Below are 24,497 nucleotides of genomic sequence, written 5' to 3'. Positions count from 1 at the left end.
TTCTACTACTTAACTTTTCGTTACATAGCTGTAAATTTTTCCGCCCACCTACTTAGTTGGTTCATCCAGCAATAACAAGTTGGGATGTTGAGATAAACCGATCGCCAGAAATAGTTTCGTGATTTCCCCACCACTCAAGTTAGTAATTGGTAAATATAAGTCAAGTATGGTGTGGAATTTGGTTTGCAAAATATCCTCAATCTTCCACCATTCATCAGAGATGGAAATCAAAAAATTAAGTACTGTATCTACTGTAATTTCTTGCTTGATAGTGCTGATTTGTGGCAAATAGTAAACAACACCATGACACAAAACTGAGCCTATCTTGGGGCTAATTTTACTTGCAAGGATTTTTAGTAGAGTTGATTTTCCTACACCGTTGTTACCAACCAAAGCAATGCGATCGCCCGCCTCGATACTCACCTGAACTTTTTGAAACAAAGTTCTGTCCAAGCTGAGTTCATAGGCTAAATTCTCAGCTAATAATATTGATTTTTTCTGCATTCTTCTCAAACCTCAATTCGCAAATTTTTACCCGCGTTTTCACAACAATTGCGGGTAGATTAGACACAAAGTAAACTCAGCCGCAGACACTTGTCAAGCGGTTGAATGTAGATTACGAGTGATGACAATATCTTTAATGCATGACTATCTGAAGTAACCCTGTCAAACTAGTTGCGTTTATTTTTCGTTGACATTTGTTGCCTTGGTGCAACAGGTGTTTGGTACTACTTCATTTGTGCTATCTCGTTGGAGTTGTGATGAGGTTTGATATTGACTACAGTCTAGCACGAAGGAATTTCACAAGGGTAGCGATCGCTTTTTCTATCTCCACACCACCCATTTTTCGTTAGAAAAACTTAATTGAACAATTATCATCTGCAATAAAAGCAAAGTTGCTGCACTTGGGTATAGAACTTTTACAATTTCCTCATGGTGCATTGTCCTTGTTACATTAAAGGTTCCTCATGTTACTCAAGCTCAAACTCTTAAGCGGTCGTAAAATCTCCACAGTGGCTATGCTTGTGCTTGTTATATGCTTTACTCTGGTAAGTGTGCGTTCATTTGGGCAAACAATTATGACATCAGCACCCCAACTACTCACCGACCCATTTTTGCAATTGCCAACTGAAACCTCAGTGCGAGTAGTTTGGTTTACTGAGTTTGCTGGTGTTAATCACACAGTAACTTACGGGGAAAATCTCAAACAAACTGCTAAGGCAAATATTACCAAACTCACTCGCACGCGTGAAGACCAGGATTCAAAAGTTGCAAACCAAACCAAAAACGCCCAAGTTTATCAAAAACCTGTTCAGCGTGACATTTGGCGACATGAGGCTGAGGTAACTGGATTAACTCCTGATGTGCGGGTGAACTATCGGGTCACGAGTGTACGAGAAGACGGCGAGAGTGTTAAAAGTGATGTTTTTACCCTCACAGCTACTCCAAAACCGGATACACCATTAAAAATTTTACTCACCTCAGATCATCAATTAAAGCCAATGACAGCGGCAAATCTACAAAAGGTGGTAGAAACAGTTGGACGAGTTGATGGAGTGTGGTTTGCCGGTGATTTGGTCAATGTTAGCGATCGCGCCTCAGAATGGTTTGATGATCATAATGGTGGTGCGTTGTTTCCCGGCTTACAAGGTCGTGCTAAATATGAAATGACGCACAACAACGTTAAGACAACCTACACTGGTGGCCAAATAATTCAACATGCACCCATGTTTACTTGCATTGGCAATCATGAGGTAATGGGGCGTTTTGCCAGGACGGAAAGTTTAGATGGTGAATTTGATGATACAATTCCTCGGGCAGTTGCTCAAAAAATCTACCGGGACAAGTCTTTAATAGATAATTCTTTTAATACTAATACCTACGAAGAGATTTTCTCTTTACCAAAAAGTAAAGAGGGTGGAAAAAGGTATTATGCAGTCAGTTTTGGTGATGTGCGTTTGGTGGTACTGTACATTACGAATATGTGGCGGACTCCCAACTTAGATGGAAAGCGTCGGGGGAGATATCAGGAAGCCAAAAAGGATTTAAATAATTCTGAAAATTGGGGTTATGGACAGCTGATTTATGAGCCAATTGCCAAAGGCAGCAAGCAGTACAATTGGCTAGAGGCAGAACTTAACAGCCCTGAGTTTAAACAAGCAAAATACAAAGTTGTGATGTTTCATCATCCGCCCCACACTTTGGGTGATAATATAGTTCCCGCTTATACAGAACCAGTACAGATAATTGAACGGGATAGCAATAATATCAAAGCAGTGCGTTACGAGTATCCCAAAGATGCAGATTATATTATTCGCGATGTTGTCCCAATACTGGAAGCGGCTAATGTGCAATTGGTCTTCTATGGGCATTCTCATTTGTGGAATCGCTTTATTAGTCCCAGGGGAATGCACTTTCTAGAAACATCTAATGTGGGCAATACTTACGGTGCTGCTTGGGGTGATAGAAAGCGAGAAGTGCCAATTGGATATCAAGAGGATTACGTTAAGGTTGGCGATCCCAATGGGTTAGAACCTGTAGTGCCAACAATTGCCCCCTTGCTGGGTGAAGATGGCAAGCCGATGCCTTATATTGCGAGTAATGATATTACAGTTTTCAGTATCTTTGATACGGGGACGGGTACGATAAGTAGTTATCGTTTTGATACTCGCAAGCCTGATTCGGAAGTATTAAAGTTTGACGAATTTAAGTTGAAAGATAGCAATCCTATCTGATTTGTAAAATCGTCATATTCAGATCCCCGACTTCTTCAAGAAGTCAGGGATCTTGTTGTTCGCGAATGATTTAGGATTGCTATAGACTAGCGATCGCTTCGGCAACTAGTTTAGAAACAAAGGGTAAAATATCCCGACTCTTAGCCTGCGCTTTACCTTCAGTAAATACCACTAAGAGGTAAGGGCGCTGTTCTGGTAACTCAATATACGCGGCATCATGGTGAACTTGACTTGTCCAACCTGCCTTTGACCAAATTTGAGCATTTTCAGGGAGTCCACCGCCTAAAAAACCTACTACCTGATCTTCCTCTCTGTCAGTGGGCAAATCGTTGAGAGTCCGTTTGAGTAAAGCCATCATGGCTTGCGATCGCCCACTTGAAACTGCCACTCCACCTACAATACTATGCAGTAACCTAGCGATCGCATTTGTGGTCAACATATTGCGATTTTCCAGTAACTCTCCCACAAATGCCCGTTCTCGTCCATAAGCGCCATCACTCCAAGTTTTTTGACAGACGTTAATCGTCTCCAATTCTTCCCAACCCAAAGATTGGTAATAGCGGTTAACAATATTACGCTGATATTTCCAGGTTTCAAAGGGCCCGGTTGGTAACTCTGGCCCTGATGTAGTGCCACTCAGGATATCCACAACCAAGCTGGTAGCATCATTACTAGAATCGACAATCATATCCCGCAAGGCGCGTTCCAACTCTTTGGAGGTTTGACTCATGCCTTTTTCTAGCCATTCATTTACCGCCACCAGGTAAAATAGCTTGACTACACTGGCGGGATAAATCCGTTCAACACCGCGATAAGTGAAACCACGAACTGGATGATCCCAAAAAGCGTTGGGAGTCAGCGCCCCACCAGTATTTACTAGCACTGGGGGATCGTAAACAACCCAAGTCAGGGCAATTTGATTCCGGGCTAAGGTGCCAAATGCTGCCCAAGTTGCATCTAAAATGCCATTACCAATATTTTCGAGTTGTTCGTCTCTATTAAAAAAAATCATTCTCTAATAATGTCCCTTAATCTAAAATCCAAAATCCAAAATCCAAAATCAGGGGAGTATCAGTGTTTAGCTGACTTGAATTTATATGATTCTCCTGAATGTACGCGTTTAGCAACTCAAGCCGCATCTGGGCGACATTTATGGGTAACATCAAATCATCAAAATTCAGCGGTTGAGGTGTATTTGTGTGAAGATGATTATCCTGGATGGGTATCCTTTTCAGATTTTGATTCATTACAATCTGCTACTGTACCTTATCAGGCTGCAACATTTTCTGAATCTGAAATTAAAAAACTCCTAGTAGAGGTCATTGCCTTTACCCAAAAAGCGATGCAACAATCAAATTCTTACCTTTGGGGTGGTACAGTTGGGCCAAATTATGATTGTTCTGGGTTGATGCAGGCGGCGTTTGCTTCGGTGGGTATTTGGCTACCTAGAGATGCCTATCAACAGGAAGGATTTACCCAACCAATCACTGTTGCAGAATTAGTAGCCGGGGATCTAGTATTTTTTGGAACTAGCCAAAAAGCCACTCATGTCGCCCTTTATTTGACGGATGGTTATTACATCCATAGTTCTGGGAAAGATCAAGGACGGGATGGAATTGGGATTAATATTCTCTCGGAACAGGGAGATGCAGTTAGTCAGTCGTACTATCAGCAGCTGCGAGGTGCTGGTAGAGTTATCAAGAGTTACGAACCACAGAAACGCTGAGGACGCACAGGTATATGAGGAGTGGGTTGGTTGATCAAGGATTAACTGAGGAGAATGGGGCTATTTCAGCAATTATCCCAGATGTTTCAGTGGTGCTGCCGATACATGATGAGGTGGAAAGTTTGCCGCTTTTACTAGAAGCGATCGCATCTACTTTATCCTCTAGTCAGATAAATTATGAAATCATTTGTGTGGATGATGGTTCTACAGATGGTTCTGCGGAATTTCTCAAAGAAGAGGCGCAAATCCGTTCTGATTTAAAGGTGGTGATTTTGCGTCGCAACTACGGACAAACTGCGGCGATGGCTGCTGGATTTTATTATGCAGTCGGTAAAGCGATCGTCACTTTGGATGCTGATCTCCAAAATGATCCGGCTGATATCCCCATGTTATTAGCAAAGCTGGATGAGGGTTACGATTTGGTGAGTGGTTGGCGGCAAAAACGCCAAGATGGCGCCGTAAATCGGTTACTTCCTTCTAAAATTGCCAATTGGCTAATTCGCCGCACCACTAGCGTGAATATTCATGACTATGGCTGTTCGCTGAAAGCCTATCGTGCAGAACTGCTGGCAGATATGAACCTCTACGGGGAATTACACCGATTTTTACCTGCTTTGGCGTACATCGAAGGAGCTAGAATTACCGAAATACCTGTACGTCATCATGCCCGGCGCTTTGGTCGCAGTAAATATGGGATTTGGCGGACATTCCGGGTGTTGATGGATTTGTTAACCATTCTGTTTATGAAAAGATTCCTGACTCGCCCGATGCACGTTTTTGGGCTGTTAGGCTTGATTTCAATGGTTTCAGGAACAGCGATCGGAATTTACTTGACTTTCGTCAAATTGGCTTTAGGTGAGATGATTGGCAATCGCCCTTTGCTGATTTTAGCAGTTCTCCTGCTAGTAACTGGAGTGCAGTTGTTTTGCTTCGGTCTTTTGGCAGAATTGCTTATGCGTACATATCATGAATCCCAAGGAAGGCCTATCTATCGTGTGCGAGAGGTGGTAGCAAAAAAGGTTAACTAAGGTAACAATGGTATTGATTTGTCATTGGTCATTGGTCATTGATCATTGGTCAATTGGTCATTTGTCATTAGTAAATAGTTAGAAGTAAATAATATTGGTTGACTCTAGACAAATGACAAATGACAAGTAACAAAAAACTCATCAAATTGCATCTACCTTGAAAGCATTTAATACCTTTGATGCCGAATTACGGCGCAACCTGCTGGTTTTGTTTACGGCAGGTTTATTATTCTGGTCGAGTCTGTCTTCGCTCTTACCAACCCTACCGCTTTACATTGATGATGTGGGCGCAAGCAAGCAAGAAATTGGGATTGTGATGGGCAGTTTCGCCATTGGGTTATTGCTATCTCGCCCGATATTAGGACGGTTAGCCGATGAACGTGGTCGAAAAATTGTCTTGTTGATTGGTACGATAGTAGCTGCGATCGCACCCTTTGGTTATTTGGCAACCCAATCACTTGGGCTATTGATCCTAGTGCGGATTTTTCACGGCATCAGTGTTGCTGCTTTTACCACTGGCTACAGTGCCTTAGTCGCAGATTTAGCTCCCACCGAAACTCGTGGTGAAATCATTGGTTACATGACCCTAGCAACTCCCATTGGTTTAGCAATTGGCCCTGCCTTGGGAGGGTATTTAGAAGCTACAAGTGGTTACGGGATATTATTTCTGTTATCCGCTGAATTGGGTTTTGTCGCCCTCTTGGGAATTGTCCAAGTTACGAATCCGCCAGTGCAAACGCAAGAGCAAACTGAGGAAGAGGATGTCTACGACGGGCTACGCCTACGCAACTTTTGGCAAATTTTGGTCAGTCCACGGGTGAGAGTTCCAACTATAGTTATGTTGCTGGTTGGTTTGTCCCTCGGTGCTGTACATACCTTTGTGTCGTTGTTCGTCAAATCCACTGAAGTGGACTTCAATGGCGGACTATTTTTTACAGCAGCGGCAATTTCTAGTTTTAGTATCAGGGTGTTTGCTGGTAAGGCAAGCGATCGCTTTGGTCGTGGTTTGTTTATTACCTTTGGGATTTTTTGCTACGTTTTAGCGTTAATCCTACTGTGGCAGGCTGAAAGTGCGATCGTTTTCTTACTGGCTGCGATCGCTGAAGGTGCTGGTGGTGGTACACTGATCTCGATGATGATCACTATGATGGCAGACCGCTCACTGCCGCAAGAACGGGGGAAAATTTTTGCTATATGCATAGCTGGACTTGACCTGGGGATTGCGATCGCTGCTCCTCTTCTGGGTATCATCGCCGAACTTGTAGGCTACCGCGATATGTTTGGCTATGGTGCTGCGATCACTTCTATAGCACTTGTCCTCTTCCTCACCCATTCGAGCAAAAATCTATCCAACTCCCTGCGCTTTGCACTAGGTCTAGCTCCAGATGCCTACGCCTTAAAAACTAAAAGTTAGGAGTGAGGAATTAAACTTCCTCACTCCCAACTTTCAACTCTTAAAATTCAAAAACGGGCGAGGAGGGATTCGAACCCCCGACACCGTGGTCCGTAGCCACGTGCTCTAGTCCACTGAGCTACACGCCCTCACCGACAATCTATATTAACACGTTCTAACAAATGACGCAAGATAATTTTCCATCTAATTTTGCGAACTTAACCCATCTAGATCCCCAAGGACAGGCACAGATGGTGGATGTGTCTGGCAAAGCACCCACCATCCGCCAAGCAGTAGCAGCGGCCAATGTGCGGATGCTGCCAGCCACCTTCGCTGCCATTCAAGCCGGAAATGTGCCAAAAGGGGATGTGTTGGCAACTGCAAGATTGGCTGGGATTATGGCAGCCAAGCAAACAGCGACTTTAATTCCTCTGTGTCATCCGTTGCCTTTGCAAAAAATCGCAGTCGAGATTATACCCGTTCCGCATCTACCTGGTTATCAAATTCAAGCCACAGTCAAAACCAAAGCTGAAACTGGTGTAGAAATGGAAGCCTTAACCGCCGTTTCTGTTGCTGCTCTGACTTTATACGATATGGCAAAAGCTTTAGAAAAGTCGATTCAAATTGAATCAATTCGTTTAATAAGTAAGAGTGGCGGGAAATCAGGAGATTATTCCCCGCCAGAACAATAGCCTAGATTATCTCACCTATAGCTTTGTTGAGATCGGCTGGGCTTTCAAACTCTTCATCATCTGGCAGTTTCTCTAACAGAGACAGAATCTCTTTATCTGCTCCTTGCTTTTTAGCGTGCTTAGTTAATTCTTGCTTATTCGCGGGATAGTCAACACCTTTCAAGTGTTTTTGTATTTCAACTGGGTTTGCCTTAGCCATTTTCATCCACCTCTAAAGGTTCTTTCCATGTTCACAAGTGGATCTATTTGCTCCCTCTATCATAAAGATGAATCATTTTTAACTAAGAAAGATTAAAAGGTCATCCACCAGGTTGATGAATCATGCATTGGAGATTGGGTATTGGTTCTTAATTCTTCTCCCTCATCCCTACTCGTTAATCTTATTAGCAAACAGAATCTCCAAATTCTCCTTAATTAAGACAATCTAGCGATACTGTTCTGTGTTTTCTGCCATTGGTTTGCCGTCACTATCGCGATAGAGGAGATCAGAGTCTATTTGCCCAAAGATAGTCATCGGATTTGACCTAGCTGCGCTTGACTTTTAATTCGATGATGACTGGTTCTAGGAGTCTAATAGCAACCAATGCCATAAAAACCTTAGAATGAATAGGGTGTATTTAAATCTGTAACAAATATTTATGCCTCCTCGTTGGCCTCGCAAACCCGATCGCAAAGACCCTGATTACCGCAAGATCGATGACCGGATGAATTTTGCCACCCATGTAGCGATCGCTGCTACGATTAATTCTGGGTTATGGTTTTTTCACATCTTGAAAAACACTACCTGGGACTGGCTGCCGTTGTTTACTGCAAGTTGGACAGGAATAGTATTAGTGCATCTGATTTATATTAGTGCGATCGCTAACTACAGCGAAACTCCACCCAAATCCACCTGAAGATGGACTCCTGATGCTGGGGCGATTGTAACCTGTGGTAGTAGAATCAGCCTGTTAATTGAGCGATAATGTAAAAAAGCCTGATATTTCGCACTTTTTCTTAATGTAGGGTTATTTTTATGGCTAAGACTAACACCACAGAGCTACTGGAAGCCCTAGCAGCTGAAATTGGCGAAAATGTCTACATAGACATTGCCAAATGGCATCTTTATTTATCTAATGCCAAACTGCATACGCTTGTTGCTGAACAGTTGTATCCCTTAATTACTTCCAACAATGTAAGTGAAGACCAAGTTATAAAAGTATTGGAATCAATTCCAGTAAAAATTGGCGGCGGTAAAAGGGAACTTCCTTTAATCGATTTACTACCACTGCAATGCCAGGTCACTTTAGTAGATATTTTGGAAAAATATCTCCGCGAAATCTAATTGCTGAAACCAAAATTATTTGAATTGAACAGTTTTCTCAGTCAGTATTCCCTGATTCAAGTTGAGATACTGAATTGAGGATTTTTTGCTGTATCAACTTTATAAAATAAAAACCACAGATACACATAGATAAATGTTGTGTAATTTATTTATGCATATCTGGTAAAAATTTCCTTTAACAATTAAGGGATCTTGACCTTCTAATCTGGTTGAGATGTGAGTGAGTTGATCTTGAAACTCGCTTCCAATTTTCATGCAAACTTATTGAGGCAATTTCTATGCTTTTACAAATCAAAGATTCTGGCGAATTGGTAAAAATTCTGGAAATTCAAGAATTGCTTGACCCAAATAGTGATGTCGTTCACGGACGAGAACAAGAAGGTGAAGAAGAACAGCCACCTGATACTTTTAAAAAAGAAAATCTTGTTTTTCCTTCTGGTGAAGTTCTACCACGCTGTTGGTTAGATGCCGACTATAGACACGACAACAGTTAATGATTTTAAAATCAGGTAATTGGTTATAAACTATTACCAATTATCAATAGTAGGGGCGCACAACTTTGCGCCCCTACTACTATCTACCAGTTGATGATATTTCTTGTTCTGCTACTGTCGCCGTTTCATTCTGCTGAAACTTCGGGAAAAATGTCTTAGTAATCCAGTCAGTCAAGATGTGAGACAGTAATCCCAAAGGCCCAGCAAACAAAGATAAAGCCAGAGAGTGAATTGTCCAAACACCTGTTTTTTGCCCTTCCCAATAAATCCAGCGACCGACAAATAAATCCATCACTAAAAAATGAATCCAACCCGTTGCCGCAGCTGTTTCATCTGCAAAAAAGCGGGCAATATCAGTTAATTGGGGATTAGATAAAGCTTGAGCATTTTCTGGCGTAATGCTGTTGATAAACAAATACAAATACGTCCCTGCTAACAGCACAAAGGGTAGATATGATGACATTATCTGTCGTGTAACTTTCCAGTTTGGCAATAAAATCATCAACGCCCAAAATGGTAATACGAAAAGGTTGGCAATATTAAATAATTGAGAGATTGTCATATTTTTGTAAAGGGAAGTGTTTTTGTTTTGAATTAACTAATTATTCATAACTAGTAACTCTCAGAAGATAGATCCCCGACTTATTTAATAAGTCGGGGATCTGAGTATACTTATAAAGCTACAAGTTGTGATTCGATTTCTGAAGACTTCAAATCACGACCGATGAAAACTAAGCGCGTTTGCCTAGCCTCTTCTGGTTTCCAGGGGCGATCGTAAAATTTATCAAATCGGGTTCCCACGCCTTGCATCACTAAGCGCATGGATTTATTAGGCACTGCGACAAAGCCTTTAATCCGGTAAATTTCTTGTTGTTGTACCAATGTTTGTAACTGCTGTTGTAGCTTTTCGGGGTCAAAGGTACGATCCAAAATTAAATTAGCTGAGGTAATTTCTTCATCATGATTGTGGTCTTCTTCAGTATCATGATGACTAGGACGAGAATCTAAATTGTCTTCGACTGCGGCTTGGAATCCTAATAATATAGATGCGTCTAGTTGAGAACGGTCGCTCTCGACAATTTTCACCACTCTGGGCAACTCTTGCTTAATCAATTCCTCAACTCTGGCTTTTGTTTCGGCATCTACCAAGTCAATTTTATTTAACACCACTAAGTCTGCACAAGCAAGTTGGTCTTCAAACAGTTCTTGCAAGGGTGTTTCGTGTTCTAGATTATCATCTGCTTGCCGCTGGGCTGCGATCGCTTCTGGATCGCTAGCAAATGTCCCGGCTGCAACCGCCGCACAATCCACCACCGTAATCACTGCATCCACAGTGGCAGCATTGCGAATTTCCTGCCAGCGAAAAGCCTTCACCAGCGGTTTTGGTAAAGCTAAACCAGAGGTTTCAATCAAAATGCAGTCGATGCTATCTCGCCGCTTGATTAACTCTTGCATCATCGGGTAAAACTCTTCCTGCACGGTGCAGCATAAGCAACCGTTGGTCAATTCAAAGATATTAGTGTCTCCCTCACCATCTTCCGGGCAAATTTGACAGGATTTTAATAATTCGCCATCAATACCGAGTTCGCCAAATTCATTGACTACAACAGCAATGCGGCGTCCTTGGTTGTTTTGTAGCAGGTGGCGAATTAGGCTCGTTTTTCCACTACCTAAGAAGCCTGTAATCACTGTGACAGGAATTTTCGTAGCCATATTTTTGCCTGATTTACCCAGTATGGTAAGTTTTACGGGTTACAAACTTAAATACTGAGATTAAGCTTGGTTTTAAGATAGACTTAGTTATTTTAAGCTGAAAGTCTATGGTAAACCTGAAAATATTGCCGTTATTGTTGAGTTTAGGTTTGGCTTTAATTCCTCAAATCAGTGTGGCACAAACGGTAGAGGAGTTGGAACAAAAAGCGACATCTGCTGAAGAAGTGAAAAATTATCAAGAAGCCGCTAATATTTGGCGGAGTTTCATTGAACGCGATCGCAAAAACAGTTATGCTTACGTGAAGCTGGCAGATGTCCTATCTAAGCAAGGCAAGATTGCAGAGACGATCGCTACCTATCATCAAGCATTACAGTTAACTCCTGATGCGGCAATTTACCTCAAATTAGGGAATTTTCTCGCAGAAAAGGGACGAACCACAGAAGCGATCGCTGCTCTGAGTCAAGCTGTCAAACTTGATCCTAAAAATGATAGTAACTACATTATTTTAGCCAGGAAATTGCAGGAAGTTGGCAGTATAGAGCAAGCATTAGTGGCTTACCGTCAGGCAGTTAAACTCAATCCTGATTCCAATAATTACTACTATTTAGCCGATACTCTTTTCAAAATAGGTAAACGAGAAGAAGCGATCGCAGCTTACCGCGAAGCCATTAAACTTGATGAGAATGGTTATCTTTGGTCTGACAACGCTTATGAGAAGCTGGGTGAAATCTTGGAATATTCAGAAGCAGTAGCTATCTATCGCCAAATAAGTAAAGATGACCCCAATAATAAGGTTTTTTATAAAAAGTTGGCTGAACTATCATTAGAGCGGGGCTTTACGAACGAGGCGATCGCAGCCTACCGCCAACTAATTAAAATTGAGCCTGACGCTTCAACATATATGGAACTGGCCGATGTCCTGATGACACAACAAAAACCAGATGAAGCGATCGCTCTTTACCGCCAAGCTGTTGCCAAAGAATCTACAGATTATTATTACAGTAAACTAACTGAAGCACTAGCTAAACAGGACAATCTAGATGAAGCTTTGGCAATCTGCCAAAAGGTGGTAAAAACTGGTGAAGGCAGTTATGACACCTGCTCAAATATCAATTTGGCACTTTATAAGCAAAAAGGCTTTACTGCTGTCATGGCTTTTTATCAGCCGCTAGCGAATATGATTCCACGTCGCAAAATGGCTGAACTTTACATCAAACTTGGCCGAGAGATTTCCTATGGCGAATCTGGTGATGGCTCAAAACAAGAGGCTGCGGCAGTTTTTCAGCAAGCATTAAAAATAGATCCACAAAACGCTGATGCTCAAGACGCTCTCAAAACCTTAATCGCTGAATAAAGGATTTCTAACAAATAAATTAGGCGTTGCTGAATTATGGGATGATTTCGCCCAGAGAAATAGCATTCACGCCGAAGTCTTGGTGAAATAATCGATACAACTCAATACCAAAACCCTAATGTAGAGACGCGATTTATCGCGTCTTGAAAGACCAATTATCTATGAATAAAAATTAGGTTTTGGTAGTTCATCATTTAACGCCCAATTTCCGATCTCTTGAATTTTGTAATCTACCGGATCGTGGAGAGTGAACGTGCGGAGATTACGCCAATAGCGATCAAAGCCGTACTTTGCCGTAGTAGCGCGTGCGCCCATAACTTCAAAAATGCGGTTGGTAATGTCTAAACCGACTTTAGTCGCTGCAACTTTGGCAGTAGCGACGCAAAGCGCACATTCCCCACGTTGTTCGGCGGTGAGTAACCATTCTTTTTCCCAAGCCGCTTGTAGTAATTCTCCAGCTTGCTCAGTCAAGCTCTTAGCTGCTTGGAGTTCAACCCAGATTTTGCCATAGTGTTGAAGGATGTGAGGATCTTGGGTTGCACTCTCTACACCTGATGTCAGCCAAGGTTTTGTATTAGTGGAAGTATATGTTTTAGCAGCTTCAAATGCTCCCTGTGCAATTCCCAGATAGATATTAGCAAGATTCAATTGAGTTAAGCAGGCGCGAATAGTGTTGAAGGGTTGACTGAGTTTGTCTCTACTACCAAGAATTTCGTCAGGGTACACCAACACATTCTCAAAAGTAACACTACCACTATCTGTTTGACGTTGCCCGATATTATCCCAATCATCATGCACAGTAACGCCTTGCCGTTGAGTAGGAATTATCAAAATATTCAATTCACCAGTTTCTTGATGAATAGCACCGATCGGCAATATATCTGAGTCTTGAGAGCCAGAGCAAAAGCTTTTAATCCCGTTCAGACGGAAATAATCATTTTCTGGTGTCAGAGTAGCTCTTTTATCTAAAGGGTTGAGGGCATTGCACCAAAACCAATTATTCTGAATAGTTTCTGAGTAATATTGCTGTTTTTGCTCTGCCGAACCAAAAATATGAGGAATTACTACACCTAGATGGTGATAAGAAAAGACGTGAGCAATGGAACTATCAACCTTGGCAAACTCACGGGTAATTTGCAGAATGGTAATCCAGCTTTGCCCTAAACCACCATACTCTGTGGGTACGATTAGTTTCAGCAAGTTGCTTTGGCGCAAGCGAGCGCGCTCATGCTTTGGCGTTCCCCCTTTAGCATCCCGCTCGACAGCAGTCTGGTCAAATTCTTTTGCTAAAGATTTAGCTATATCGAGATAATTTTGAGACTCTTTCGTTTCGATTAATTGCATACTTTACGACTTCTCCTACTAACTTATTGTGAGAAGTAACTATAAAATTGGCTGGAATAATTTTGGAGCTAAAATAGTTTTATAAACCTATTTATTATAAAATAACTATTGCATATACTAACTAATAAGGCAAGCAAAAATAAAATAACTTTTGCTAAATTATATAAGTTGATAGTGCGATATAAAAAATATTTTACTGAGAAGAAAGTCTAATAAAAGTTTGGCAAAAAACTTTATATATTACTTGTATTTATAGAATATATATGCAATATTATTAATTTAAAGACATTAATCTACTTAAACCTGATGGTTATATAGTAGTTTGTAGCTAATTGCCTATAAAATCATCTGTAGAACTGGAATATTTTTACAGATAGATATTCTCTTGGCAAATAGACTAGCTGTTGCAAGGAATCTATTTGTTTGAAAGCAAGTCTTTTCTACACTGAAATATGCAGATAAAAATACCATAAATTAACTTATATATCTGGTTATATCTCGAAGTGTAGCAATATTAGTGAAAATTTTTGAGTGTTAAATTAATTCAACATTATCAGGGATAGTCATAATTTTTTTGAGATTGACAAGTCACTGAAATGTCTGATGGCTTTCACTAAATTTTTCAAACCAAAAATATGAGGAGTGGTGGAAATGTTCAATCGTTCATTTCATAATTTGTTCATAGAATCGATGGTTTTGGGGGCTACTTTGCTAGCCAGCACATCAGCCCATGCTAAAGACAGGAATTTAGTGGCTAGGACTGCCAATTTTGGGGAAAATTCCTCGGTAACAACCATCGCCCAAACCCCTAAAATTCCTGCAATCAATAGTGATGCAAATGTCCAACAGATAAACAGTATGTCTCAGGTAACATCTGTATCTCAATTTTCAGATGTGCAAGAACCTGGATAGCCGTTGAGCGAAAAACCTAGATGCCACCACCAGACGAAGCATATCGTGATGTAAGTCAACTTTGTGCCCACATTCAGCTGAATAATTTGACCAAATATGAGTTCAAAAATATAGCTAATGACAGCAATTATAGCAATGAAAAGCAGTCCCTTAAATGGCTGGCTTTTCCAAATGCTCCGCCTCTGGGTTGGGTTTGCAACGCTCATAGGATCAACTTAAATAATGTTGGATTTACCCTGGGTAAAGCATTCTGGAAAATGTTAATTCTGAAAGCTTCACCCCAGTAGAGAATGCTGCAATTACAACCAAGGGTGGCGCGGGGGATAGACACCATTTAGGAAGTAGTTACCAACAGCGTAGTATTTCCAACGCACGGGATCGTGGAGTGTGTGAGCGCGGGCATTTCGCCAGTGGCGATTGTAGTTGAATTCTTCCAATGTGGACTTAGTACCTGCTAGTTCAAACAATTTGTTGGTAGCGAGTAATGCTGCTTCGGTGGCTAAGGCTTTGGCTTCGGCAACTGCGATCGATGCTTCAACTACTTTGGGTTCTTCTAAGCCTGACTCGTTGGCGATGTCAAGAAATTCGCCTGCACGACGCAGCAATGCTTCAGAAGCGTGAACCTGAATTTGGACATTGCCTAAGTTGTACAGTGTCAGCGGATCTTCGTAGCCTTTTTCTAAATTGCTGTCAACCCAAGGGCGGGTATAGTTGCGAACAAAGTGGATGGTGTCACGGACTGCGGCTTTAGCAATTCCCACGTCTACGGCGGCTTGGATGATTTGCGCGATCGCACCCATTGGAGTAGCCCTCTCAAAGGCTAAGTAGTGCGGAATCACGTGTTCTGCCTTAACTTTCACATTTTCAATAATGGTAGTACCGCTAGCAGTGGTACGCTGTCCGAAGCTCGTCCAATCATCAAGTAGGGTTAGTCCTTCGGCATCTCTTTCGACAAATGCCACCACTGTTTTACCATCTGGATTGCTGGCAATCACAGGAACCCAATGTGCCAGTAGTGCCCCAGCAGAGTAATATTTGCGTCCGTTGAGTACGAAGTCAGATCCATCTGGTGTTAATTTTGTCTGCACATCATTCACAGACTTAGTGCCAATTTCCGAGAAGGCGTTACCAAAGCGCTTACCTTGTAGAACCAAATCAAAGAAGAACTTCTTCTGCTCATCTGTACCATCCAACCGGACTGCTTCCACCATGTAGAGATGGTTTTGGGGAATTTGGCCGAGGCTAGAGTCAGCTTCAGAGATGATTTTAATTACTTCTGCTAGGGTGGCACTTGATACAAAAGCACCGCCATACTCTTTCGGGACTGTAATTCCCCACAATCCACTCTGGGAAAACTTTTCTACTTCCTCAGCAGGCAAACGCCGATTTTGGTCGCGTTCTGAGTCTCCCTTGGCAAACTCTGCTGCTAATTCGTGAGCGATCGCGATCGCTTCTTTGTCATCCCGAATAATATGCGCCTTCTGGTCAGTATTAATTACTGATGTCATGATAAAACTCCTTGATTGTGATTGAGTGACTGATAATCGTCACTACTATGAGACAGCCTTTGGGTTTTTCTTAGTGCCGTTCGGATATAGCTGTTATCTACAACAGTTTCAATCCACAAAACCCGCTCCTACAGAGTATGTTGCTGTTAATCTTCTACACTCCAACCAACTCATCAGCTGTCCGACGATTAGATTTAAGTTCGCGCACAATTGGTATTACTGTCTTACCAAATGCTGGCAAATCATCTGTGTAGTGTAAGAAGCCACCAAGAATTAAATCAACTCCCACTTCATGGAACTGGCGAATCTTGTCAGCGACTTGTTCAGCCGTGCCAATCAAACCCGATCGAAAGCCATCGTTATACTGCACCAAGTCTTCAAAATTGGAATTCGCCCACATTCCCTGACCATCACGAGTCGAAGATCCCGCTTGTTTCACGGCTTCGCCAAATCCTTTCACAGCTTCTACATCAGCTTGGGCAATAATATCGCGCAATACTTCATGCGCTTCTGCTTCCGTATCTCGCACGATGATAAAGGAATTCAAACCAAACTTAATTGTGCGTCCTTCAAGACTCGCTAATTCAGACACCTCTGCAATCTGCTCTTTCACACCTTCTATGGTGTTGCCATTCATGAAATACCAATCAGAGACGCGGCCAGCCATGCGCCGTGCAGCCTTGGAGTTCCCACCTTGGAATATCTCCGGGTGGGGATTCTGATTAATTGGTTTAGGCTTCACCCAACCGCCGTTAATACGGTAAAAGTCGCCCTTAAAGTGAAACTCATCCTCAGTCCACAAACCCTTGAGAACGCGGATAAATTCTTCTGAACGACGATAGCGTTCGTCATGGTCTAACCAATGTTCACCATATATAGTGAATTCATCTTTGAACCAACCACTAACTACATTCAAAGCAAACCGACCGTTAGAGAGAAAATCAATACTGGCACCGATTTTGGCAACTACTCCGGGATGCCACAATCCAGGGTGAACTGCTGCAATCAATTTCAATTTCTTGGTGACTGGGGCTAGCGCTGACACAGTTGTAAGTGCCTCTAGCTGGTACTCAGCGCCATAACTAGCGATAAATCTGGCTTGTGCTAGAGCATATTCAAATCCAACTTCTTCAGCAGTCTGAGCTAGTTGAGCATTATATTCGTAAGTCCAATCTGTGCGTTGGGGAATTTTACTAACAACTAACCCACCGCTGACATTGGGAATCCAGTAAGCGAACTTAATATCTACCATAATTGTGCGTTTGTAATTGAAATTGCTTGTTTATTTGTCTAAGTTTGCAAGTGAAGCAACAAAATCTAATTTGTCATCGCTAACAAATCAGCTAAAACTTGATAGGGCAAAATCTTAGTCAAAATCGAAAGCTTGAGAGTGGTTGCAAACTAGTTTGAGTTTAGAAGTAGACAATTCTTTGATGGCAATAATATACCATAACTCGACTGTGCTACCGTAGTTTTTAATGAATCAGACTTTATCACAACAATTTTTCTGATGTCGTGACTTGATATACTTAAATTCCATTTCCATATTCCATTTTGGAATACTGCCCAATTTTCCTGAGTATTTAATTATTTTTTATACCTGCTGGCTATTATCCTGATTCAGTCAGAGCAATCAGGAATCAGGACTCGACAAAGTATCGATACTATTCCATATCGTGATAAATAAATGCTTCTCATCTGTCATCTGCAACTATACATAGCAGAAATAAATGTGGTAGTGTGAACTACTAAATTACCGTAAAAGTATGTAGTTGCCGTAGTTTGTTAATGCCTCGTAAAAAAAAGCACAGGAAAAACATTTATGCCACTTCAGTTTGGAATTTGGTCGCCGGTCTGTGGTGGATGGTTGCGCGTTGTCAACCATGAAGCTAATTTATCCACCCAAGATTTGGTAAGGCTGGCAGTTCAGGCAGACGAGTTAGGTTATGATTTCTATTACATTCCCGAACATTACTTAAATGCAGTTCACGGGCCTAACTATAATGTCGCTGACGCTTGGATTACAGCAGCTTTAGCAAGTTTAAACACCAAGAATATCAAGATTGTTGCGGCTGTACAACCTGGTTTTAAACTGCCTGCGGTGGTGGCCAATTTGAGTGCAAACATTCAAAATCAACTTAGTAACGGCAGATTTGCTCTGAGTGGTATTGCAGGCTGGTGGAAATTAGAAGTAGAAAGCTATGGAGATATTTGGCTACCTCACAGCGATCGCTACGCACGATTAGAAGAGTATATTGAGGTAATTAAGGGGCTGTGGACAGTCGAAAACTTTAATTATGTTGGCAAATACTACACCATTAAGGGTGGTATTCTCGCAGATCAGCCGACACCAACACCACCCATTTTCATTGCTGGGGAATCAGATCGGGCAATTAACCTAGCGGCTCGTCTGGGAGATTATCTATTTATCAATGCTGATGAACCAGAAAAAACGGCAGCATTGGTGCAGAAAGTGAAAAGATTAGCTAGCGATCGCTACGGTCGTCAGATTAAAGTAGCAATGAGTGCCTTTGCGATCGTTCGTGAACATACAGCCCAAGCCGAAGCCAGATTAGAAGCGATTTATCGTTCTGCCGATTGGCAGCAAATCGAGTACTTTCAAGAGCAAATCGATCCGAACGTAGTTGCCCACAACAAACTAGATATCAGTCAAACCATTGAAGCCAATCTCGGTTTATCTGCTCAACTGGTTGGCGATCGCTATACTGTTATTCAACGTCTGAAAGAATACGAAGCTGTTGGCGTTGACTTAATAGTACTGAAATTTGAATCTATGTTGGAAGATACTATTCGCTTCCACAAACTAGTGATTTCCGAATATAGACAGCAGAGTAGCTTAATTACAAAGTAATTAAAAATCTTGCCTTACCTAGCATGAATAAGATTAAACTCGAAGATATCACCCTAAATCACCTCAAAATATTAAAAGCAGTAGATGACTGTGGTAGCTTCTCAAAAGCCGCCCAAAAGCTAGGTTATAGTCAGGCACTAATTAGTAAAAAAGTCAAACAAATAGAGGATTGTTTCGGAGTAATTCTCCTAAATCGCTCCCCTGGCTTTATCTGCTTGACTAATAAAGGCAAGAAATTAATTTCCCAGACACTTAATGTCGTAGAAACTGTAGAAAATCTGCAAGAAGAATTTCAGGCAACATTTAGCGCTGAGGGCGAAGATTTGATATTGGGGGCTACTAATTTAATTTTAGAAGTCTGGCTCAAACAATATTTGCAGCGATTTCAGCTTTGCTTTCCAGGTAGAAATCTTAAAGAGATTGCGGCTAAAAACAGCAGATTTTTTTCAAATTGTCAACTCATAGAAATGGATCTTCTGCTCAACAGTTGCGCTGGATATAAAGAAGAACACCACTGCACTAGATTAAAAACTCATAAGATGCTGTTGGTTTCCTTTGGGGCAAGTAAATATCTCATTGAGCATAGCCTAGTTAAAATCAATGATATCGATCTGGCTGATGTTGTGCTTTTAGATGAGGTTCATCAGGAACTATCTAAAAATGAATTTTTGATGAACAAATTAAGTGGCGTACAAGTGCTACAAAGTTATCAAGATGTACTAAACTACGCCGAAAAAAATCAAAAGCTAACGATTTTACCTGACTTTTGCCAAGCTGATATCATATCTCAATACCAAGTTTTAACTTTTCCGATTCAAGATATTAATGAATATGGAATTTATCTTCATGTTCCTCGCTTTAGTGAATTGTTAATATCCGCAGAGAGTTTGGTAAGAAGTTTTAGACTAGATGCGGATAACTTAGAAAGTTTGCCCAACGTAAATCTATTTTTAGGTAGCTGTTCTCCCAAAGAAGAAAATATTCTGAGGATAGGTATTCAGAGAGATTCCATAGGACAGTTTATTGCTGGATATGGAACTAAGTATATTTCTGATTTACAGAGAGCATCATCACTTGAACAGGCTATTTTCAAAAATATTGAAATTAATCGAGATTTCGAGTTACAAATTATGCCCTTTGCTTCTGGGGAACAAATGAACCGACAGATGAAGCGGGGAGAACTAGATATTTGTATTTTAGATGATATTTCTCTCTTGAATAATGGTAGCCAATTCTTTGATGATTTAAGTTTTGGTTCTAAATTAATTGGGATTGCTTCGTATAATCTTTTGGGTCAAGATATAAATATTGTTTTGCATAAAGATTCTTCTATAAATACTATCCAGGATCTAAAAGGTAAACGAATTTCTACTTTATTTGGTTCAAATGCTCATAGGTTCATCATTACTCTTTTTGACCTCTATGATATGGATGTCAGTAAAGATTGCAGATTAGTGAATGAAGATCCTCGTAGAGCAAGTAAGAGTTTGGCAAATAAAACTATAGATGCCTACGTATGTTGTCACACTTTTGCCTCAATTTTAGAAGCTTATACTTTTGTCAGAAAACTACCTTTATCTCAAACAATTAGTTTAAGAATTCCATCAATCAGAGGAATTGTTTGTCGTTCGCAGTTCATTAAAGAAAACCCTAAAATCGTAGTTGCTTATTTACATGATTTAGTAGTCGCTAACTATTGGTTTAATTCATCTCCAATCAAGGCAGCAGATTTATTAACTAAAGTGATTGATGTGAGAACAACTCAAGTCAATCAGTTTTTTAATCCTGTATTTGGGAATCGCATCGATCCGACCCTCAAACCTCAATGGTCTTGGTTACTGAAAACTTTAAATCGCAGGTTGGAAGGGAAATATGGTATTTCACTATTTGATGTGGATTTCTGGATAGATGATTATTTCTTAAGACTTGTTTATAATTTGCTGAATCTAGATTATCACTTTCATCAAGTTTCTTTTGCAAGTGAATTTTCTAGTAGCTATTTTGTTGAGGAACAGTTTAGCCGACACATAAAAGTTCTGTAATGATTTAGCTCGGAGTAGTTATACCAAATTAAAAATTAAAAATTCAGAAAGCTCAATTTTATTTATAGCGATTCTCAGTTGCATAGAATACAGACCTAACCCCCAGCCCCTTCCCTTCTAGCGTTGGGGAGTAAAATTCAAAGCCTCTCTCCTTTTAGGAGAGAGGTTTGGAGATAGGTCAAAGTGTATTGCATCCGAACGAGAAGCGCTATATGTTTCTAGGCTTGCATCTGCCACATTCTTTTGAAATTGGTATTAATATCATGTACGACTAATTAGTTATAATTCCCGCATCTGTGCAAAAACCAGGAAACCCTCTTTCTTTCCCCCTGCCCCCTGCCCCCCTGCCGTTTTAATGATAAGTCTTTAACCGGACACGATATAACTCCTTCAATACATAATTGAGGGGCAATCTCCCTATGCTTGCTTTCACATATCAAAAGCAGTCACAAGGCTATTGCCCCTAAATATTTTGAGCGTGTTCGCTCTTTCTCCAGAAACACCTATGAATTATCCTTCATCAGACTATCTGGACTTATGACTCCACACACCATACTCCGCAATCTCAACACAATTACTCAGCTGTGACGAGTTCAGTACTACCACGTGTACGACGCCGTGTGAGGCTGTTGTACAGCATTACACCGATCGCCTTAATCAAATTGCCTTCCAATTCCTGGAACATCTTCATGTTCGTGCCAAAGGCGGCGTTAGCTTCATCAACGATGCGATCGGTTGTAGCATCGTCAAGGGGTAATTCATCCAAATTTTGCCGATATTTGGCTTTGAATGCCTTCTCGTCAGGAATTTCTGGAAACTCATAAAAGGCTGTTCCTTGCCCATCAGACAAATTCATCGCTGTTACAGCAATATTTTTGAGAATTTGTCCCCCGGATAAGTCACCCAAGTAACGAGTGTATGAATGGGCGATTAATAGTTCCGGTTCTGTAGCAGATATTTCTCGGATGCGCTTTACATAAGCTTCACCTGCGGGAGATAGTTTGATTTGCTCTCTCCAGTTAGCACCAAAGTAATAACCTAGGTCTTCCTCTAAGGTATACTTGCGGTTTAGCTGGGGAAAGTTAATTTTAGAAAGAATTGGGTGCTGGCTATGCTTTTCCATTTCTTCTTCCATCGCTGAGTAGACGAAGTAGAAGTTAGCAACTAGTTTCCGGTAAGAGTTTTTCTCGACGACTCCTCTTAAAAAGCACTTGACAAAACCTACATTTTCTGCCATTGTGTGGGCTTTCTTAGTGCCTACACGTAATTTGGTTGCTAAATTGCTGCTCATGCTAAATTTCTCAACTTTAAAAAGTTAACTGCCGGAGTTTTAATTTCCGAACGGCTAAAAAAGCCATTAAAACGTTACCTTAAAACTATTTGATGAGAATTTATATTAAAATTTTTTAAGCTGCAAGAATTTTGTAGTTTTTTACACAACAACAAGCCTATGAGAATAGAATTTTACATGTCGGTGCTTTGGTTTTTGGTTGTTATTAGCTGAATTTTGCTTTCAGTCTCAGGTTTCTTGAAAAAACCTTGTGATTAAACAAGCGTAACATTTATTACAACTTGTTCTTTGTTAGTAGCATTGCAAAATGTGAACTAATACAGATAAAAATCAAGACTAAAGTTGAGGGCATAAAAGGAATAATTAGCTAAAATGTGGAGACTTTACTGATAATGTAAAAACCAATACTGACTTTATGAAAGATTTACATTTAAACAGGCATTACTTAAGTAATATTACGTAAGCTATGCCTGATCTAGAATGAACTTCTAAAGAGAAAAAGCATGTCGAAATTGCTGAATAAAGTCTTAAATGCTATTTTTCAGTGTGATTGTGTGGAGTGTTTAAACATATGGTTTCATCTATAACTCTGACATCGGGTATTCCTGGGGGTTCTGCTTCCGAAAGTGAGGGATTGGGCAAAGGGATTGAGAGCAGTTTTGGGCTGAATTTAATTCCACTACCAGCAAATCCCTTATTTGGCACAGATGGGATTCGCGGACGAGTCGGAGAATTACTAAATGCACCCCTAGCATTGCAAGTTGGTTTTTGGACGGGGATTGTTTTACGTAACCATGCTACTCAAGTCGGGCCAGTCATTCTCGGACAGGACTCTAGAAACTCCAGCGATATGCTGGCAATGGCTTTGAGTGCAGGGTTAACAGCAGCGGGGTTAGAGGTTTGGTATTTGGGATTATGTCCCACTCCTGGCGTTGCCTATCTCACCAGCATCAGTGATGCCATCGGCGGAGTGATGATTTCTGCCAGCCACAATCCCCCAGAAGACAATGGGATTAAGATTTTTAGTGCCGATGGTGGGAAGTTACCGCCAATATTGCAGGCAGAAATAGAAGCGGGACTGCGTGGCAAGATATCACCTATTGCTAAAGTCAGTAATTGCGGACGGCATTACTCACGTTTCGAGTTAGTGGAGCATTATAGCTCGGCATTGAAAAAACCCTTGAACAGTGCCTTAAATCTTCAGGGAATGAAGATTGTTTTAGACTTGGCGTGGGGAGCAGCAGTCGGGTTAGCACCATCAGTATTTACACAAATGGGGGCAGAGGTAATCTGCTTGCATAACGAAGCAGATGGCGATCGCATTAATGTCAACTGCGGTTCCACCCACCTAGATATTCTTGCAGCCACAGTAGAAGAACACAACGCCGACATCGGCTTTGCCTTCGATGGTGACGCCGATCGCGTCTTAGCAGTAGACAATACAGGAAGGCAAGTTAACGGCGATTACATTCTCTACCTGTGGGGACGCCACTTACAAAAAAACCAACAATTGCCAGACAACCTGATTGTATCTACAGTCATGGCCAACTTAGGCTTTGAGAAAGCTTGGCAACAAATTGGTGGTAACTTGATTCGTACCGCAGTCGGCGACCAATACGTGCAAGCCGAAATGTTGCGGACTGGGGGAATGCTAGGCGGCGAACAATCAGGTCATATTCTTTGCCGTCATTATGCTGTGACTGGAGATGGCTTGTTAACAGCATTACATATCGCAGCTTTAGTGAGAGAGGCGGGTGTTCCCTTGAGCGAATTAGTAGATCAAAGCTTCCAGACCTATCCACAATTGTTGCGAAACGTGCGAGTTAGCGATCGCGATCGCCGTTTGGGATGGCAAGATTGCCAACCTGTACAACAAGCGATCGCTCTTGCTGAAGCTGCAATGGGTGATTCCGGCAGAATTTTGGTTCGCGCCTCTGGTACAGAACCAGTCATCAGAGTAATGGTGGAAGCAGCCAATGCCGAACTCGCTAACCACTGGACAAATGAATTAGTTGCACAAGTCCAGCAGCATTTAATGGACTAAATGAGCTATTATCTCAGCTTTTAA

23 protein-coding genes and 1 tRNA gene are annotated in these 24,497 nt (G+C 41.3%); 14 read left to right on the top strand and 10 right to left on the bottom strand.

What is annotated here, in order from left to right:
- Positions 1–48 precede the first annotated feature (48 nt).
- Entirely contained in the window at positions 49–504 is a 456-nt protein-coding gene (locus HWQ44_RS12030) for an ATP-binding cassette domain-containing protein (RefSeq protein ID WP_292718734.1), read from the bottom strand.
- Positions 505–1,079: 575 nt separating this feature from the next.
- Here HWQ44_RS12030 and HWQ44_RS12025 point away from each other — a divergent pair.
- Positions 1,080–2,735: a metallophosphoesterase family protein gene (locus HWQ44_RS12025; protein WP_292718732.1), complete on the top strand. Its 1,656-nt coding sequence runs from the start codon at positions 1,080–1,082 to the stop codon at positions 2,733–2,735.
- Between the two features lie 79 nt (positions 2,736–2,814).
- Here the strand turns inward: HWQ44_RS12025 and HWQ44_RS12020 are convergent, their stop codons facing one another.
- Positions 2,815–3,747, bottom strand: coding sequence for a serine hydrolase (locus tag HWQ44_RS12020; protein ID WP_292718730.1), 933 nt, complete (start codon positions 3,745–3,747; stop codon positions 2,815–2,817).
- Positions 3,748–3,756: 9 nt separating this feature from the next.
- Between HWQ44_RS12020 and HWQ44_RS12015 the strand changes: the two genes are divergently transcribed.
- The 3 genes from HWQ44_RS12015 (at position 3,757) to HWQ44_RS12005 (ending at position 6,903) form a co-directional block, all read left to right on the top strand.
- A complete protein-coding gene (locus HWQ44_RS12015; RefSeq protein ID WP_292718729.1) occupies positions 3,757–4,461 on the top strand; it encodes a C40 family peptidase in 705 nt (234 codons plus the stop codon).
- 14 nt (positions 4,462–4,475) lie between these two features.
- Positions 4,476–5,489 (top strand): glycosyltransferase family 2 protein, encoded by a 1,014-nt coding sequence (locus HWQ44_RS12010; RefSeq protein ID WP_292718727.1) that lies wholly within the window; start codon positions 4,476–4,478, stop codon positions 5,487–5,489.
- A gap of 157 nt (positions 5,490–5,646) precedes the next feature.
- A complete protein-coding gene (locus HWQ44_RS12005) occupies positions 5,647–6,903 on the top strand; it encodes an MFS transporter (RefSeq protein ID WP_292718725.1) in 1,257 nt (418 codons plus the stop codon).
- Between the two features lie 54 nt (positions 6,904–6,957).
- Here the strand turns inward: HWQ44_RS12005 and HWQ44_RS12000 are convergent.
- Positions 6,958–7,031, bottom strand: a tRNA-Arg gene (locus tag HWQ44_RS12000).
- A 33-nt stretch (positions 7,032–7,064) separates the two neighbouring features.
- Here HWQ44_RS12000 and moaC point away from each other — a divergent pair.
- A complete protein-coding gene (gene moaC / locus HWQ44_RS11995; protein WP_292718723.1) occupies positions 7,065–7,574 on the top strand; it encodes a cyclic pyranopterin monophosphate synthase MoaC in 510 nt (169 codons plus the stop codon).
- A 1-nt stretch (position 7,575) separates the two neighbouring features.
- Here moaC and HWQ44_RS11990 read toward each other — a convergent pair whose 3' ends face one another.
- Complete coding sequence (locus tag HWQ44_RS11990) at positions 7,576–7,773, bottom strand: DUF2795 domain-containing protein (RefSeq protein ID WP_292718721.1); 198 nt, start codon at positions 7,771–7,773, stop codon at positions 7,576–7,578.
- Between the two features lie 439 nt (positions 7,774–8,212).
- Here HWQ44_RS11990 and HWQ44_RS11985 point away from each other — a divergent pair, with 439 nt between their 5' ends.
- From HWQ44_RS11985 to HWQ44_RS11975, 3 genes are all read left to right on the top strand, one after another.
- Positions 8,213–8,470, top strand: coding sequence for a hypothetical protein (locus tag HWQ44_RS11985; protein ID WP_292718719.1), 258 nt, complete (start codon positions 8,213–8,215; stop codon positions 8,468–8,470).
- Positions 8,471–8,589: 119 nt separating this feature from the next.
- The gene (locus HWQ44_RS11980; protein WP_292718717.1) at positions 8,590–8,898 is read left to right on the top strand and encodes a DUF3181 family protein; all 309 of its coding nucleotides are present in this window, start codon (positions 8,590–8,592) and stop codon (positions 8,896–8,898) included.
- Positions 8,899–9,176: 278 nt separating this feature from the next.
- Complete coding sequence (locus tag HWQ44_RS11975) at positions 9,177–9,392, top strand: acetyltransferase (RefSeq protein ID WP_292718715.1); 216 nt, start codon at positions 9,177–9,179, stop codon at positions 9,390–9,392.
- Between the two features lie 79 nt (positions 9,393–9,471).
- On the opposite strand, the gene HWQ44_RS11970 is transcribed toward HWQ44_RS11975, so the two are convergent.
- Together HWQ44_RS11970 and cobW are read right to left on the bottom strand one after the other, a co-directional pair.
- Positions 9,472–9,954, bottom strand: coding sequence for an ABA4-like family protein (locus HWQ44_RS11970; protein WP_292718713.1), 483 nt, complete (start codon positions 9,952–9,954; stop codon positions 9,472–9,474).
- Between the two features lie 110 nt (positions 9,955–10,064).
- Positions 10,065–11,105, bottom strand: coding sequence for a cobalamin biosynthesis protein CobW (cobW, locus tag HWQ44_RS11965; RefSeq protein WP_292718711.1), 1,041 nt, complete (start codon positions 11,103–11,105; stop codon positions 10,065–10,067).
- 107 nt (positions 11,106–11,212) lie between these two features.
- Between cobW and HWQ44_RS11960 the strand changes: the two genes are divergently transcribed.
- On the top strand, positions 11,213–12,460 hold the full coding sequence (locus HWQ44_RS11960) for a tetratricopeptide repeat protein (protein ID WP_292718709.1): 1,248 nt from the start codon (positions 11,213–11,215) through the stop codon (positions 12,458–12,460).
- A gap of 159 nt (positions 12,461–12,619) precedes the next feature.
- On the opposite strand, the gene HWQ44_RS11955 is transcribed toward HWQ44_RS11960, so the two are convergent.
- A complete protein-coding gene (locus HWQ44_RS11955; protein WP_292718707.1) occupies positions 12,620–13,804 on the bottom strand; it encodes an acyl-CoA dehydrogenase family protein in 1,185 nt (394 codons plus the stop codon).
- 651 nt (positions 13,805–14,455) lie between these two features.
- On the opposite strand from HWQ44_RS11955, the gene HWQ44_RS11950 reads away from it, so the two are divergent.
- Positions 14,456–14,716, top strand: a complete 261-nt coding sequence (locus HWQ44_RS11950) for a hypothetical protein (RefSeq protein WP_292718705.1) — start codon at positions 14,456–14,458, stop codon at positions 14,714–14,716.
- A 20-nt stretch (positions 14,717–14,736) separates the two neighbouring features.
- Positions 14,737–15,003 (top strand): hypothetical protein, encoded by a 267-nt coding sequence (locus HWQ44_RS11945; protein ID WP_292718703.1) that lies wholly within the window; start codon positions 14,737–14,739, stop codon positions 15,001–15,003.
- A gap of 12 nt (positions 15,004–15,015) precedes the next feature.
- Here HWQ44_RS11945 and HWQ44_RS11940 read toward each other — a convergent pair whose 3' ends face one another.
- Both HWQ44_RS11940 and sfnG read right to left on the bottom strand, forming a co-directional pair.
- Complete coding sequence (locus tag HWQ44_RS11940) at positions 15,016–16,224, bottom strand: SfnB family sulfur acquisition oxidoreductase (protein ID WP_292718701.1); 1,209 nt, start codon at positions 16,222–16,224, stop codon at positions 15,016–15,018.
- Positions 16,225–16,378: 154 nt separating this feature from the next.
- Positions 16,379–17,476 carry a dimethylsulfone monooxygenase SfnG gene (gene sfnG, locus HWQ44_RS11935; protein ID WP_292718699.1) on the bottom strand — a complete coding sequence of 366 codons (1,098 nt, stop codon included), beginning with the start codon at positions 17,474–17,476 and terminating at the stop codon, positions 16,379–16,381.
- 570 nt (positions 17,477–18,046) lie between these two features.
- On the opposite strand from sfnG, the gene HWQ44_RS11930 reads away from it, so the two are divergent.
- Both HWQ44_RS11930 and HWQ44_RS11925 read left to right on the top strand, forming a co-directional pair.
- Positions 18,047–19,096, top strand: coding sequence for an LLM class flavin-dependent oxidoreductase (locus tag HWQ44_RS11930; protein WP_292718697.1), 1,050 nt, complete (start codon positions 18,047–18,049; stop codon positions 19,094–19,096).
- Between the two features lie 23 nt (positions 19,097–19,119).
- The gene (locus HWQ44_RS11925; RefSeq protein WP_292718695.1) at positions 19,120–21,138 is read left to right on the top strand and encodes a LysR family transcriptional regulator; all 2,019 of its coding nucleotides are present in this window, start codon (positions 19,120–19,122) and stop codon (positions 21,136–21,138) included.
- A 574-nt stretch (positions 21,139–21,712) separates the two neighbouring features.
- On the opposite strand, the gene HWQ44_RS11920 is transcribed toward HWQ44_RS11925, so the two are convergent.
- On the bottom strand, positions 21,713–22,429 hold the full coding sequence (locus HWQ44_RS11920; protein ID WP_292718693.1) for a heme oxygenase (biliverdin-producing): 717 nt from the start codon (positions 22,427–22,429) through the stop codon (positions 21,713–21,715).
- Between the two features lie 571 nt (positions 22,430–23,000).
- Here HWQ44_RS11920 and glmM point away from each other — a divergent pair.
- Positions 23,001–24,473: a phosphoglucosamine mutase gene (gene glmM, locus HWQ44_RS11915; protein WP_292718691.1), complete on the top strand. Its 1,473-nt coding sequence runs from the start codon at positions 23,001–23,003 to the stop codon at positions 24,471–24,473.
- Positions 24,474–24,497 lie beyond the last annotated feature (24 nt).

The sequence above is a fragment of the Nostoc sp. JL34 genome (assembly GCF_017114945.1).
Taxonomy (GTDB): Bacteria; Cyanobacteriota; Cyanobacteriia; order Cyanobacteriales; family Nostocaceae; genus Nostoc.
Note: the sequence above shows the minus strand (reverse complement) of the source record. Positions and strands in the feature narration are given on the sequence as shown.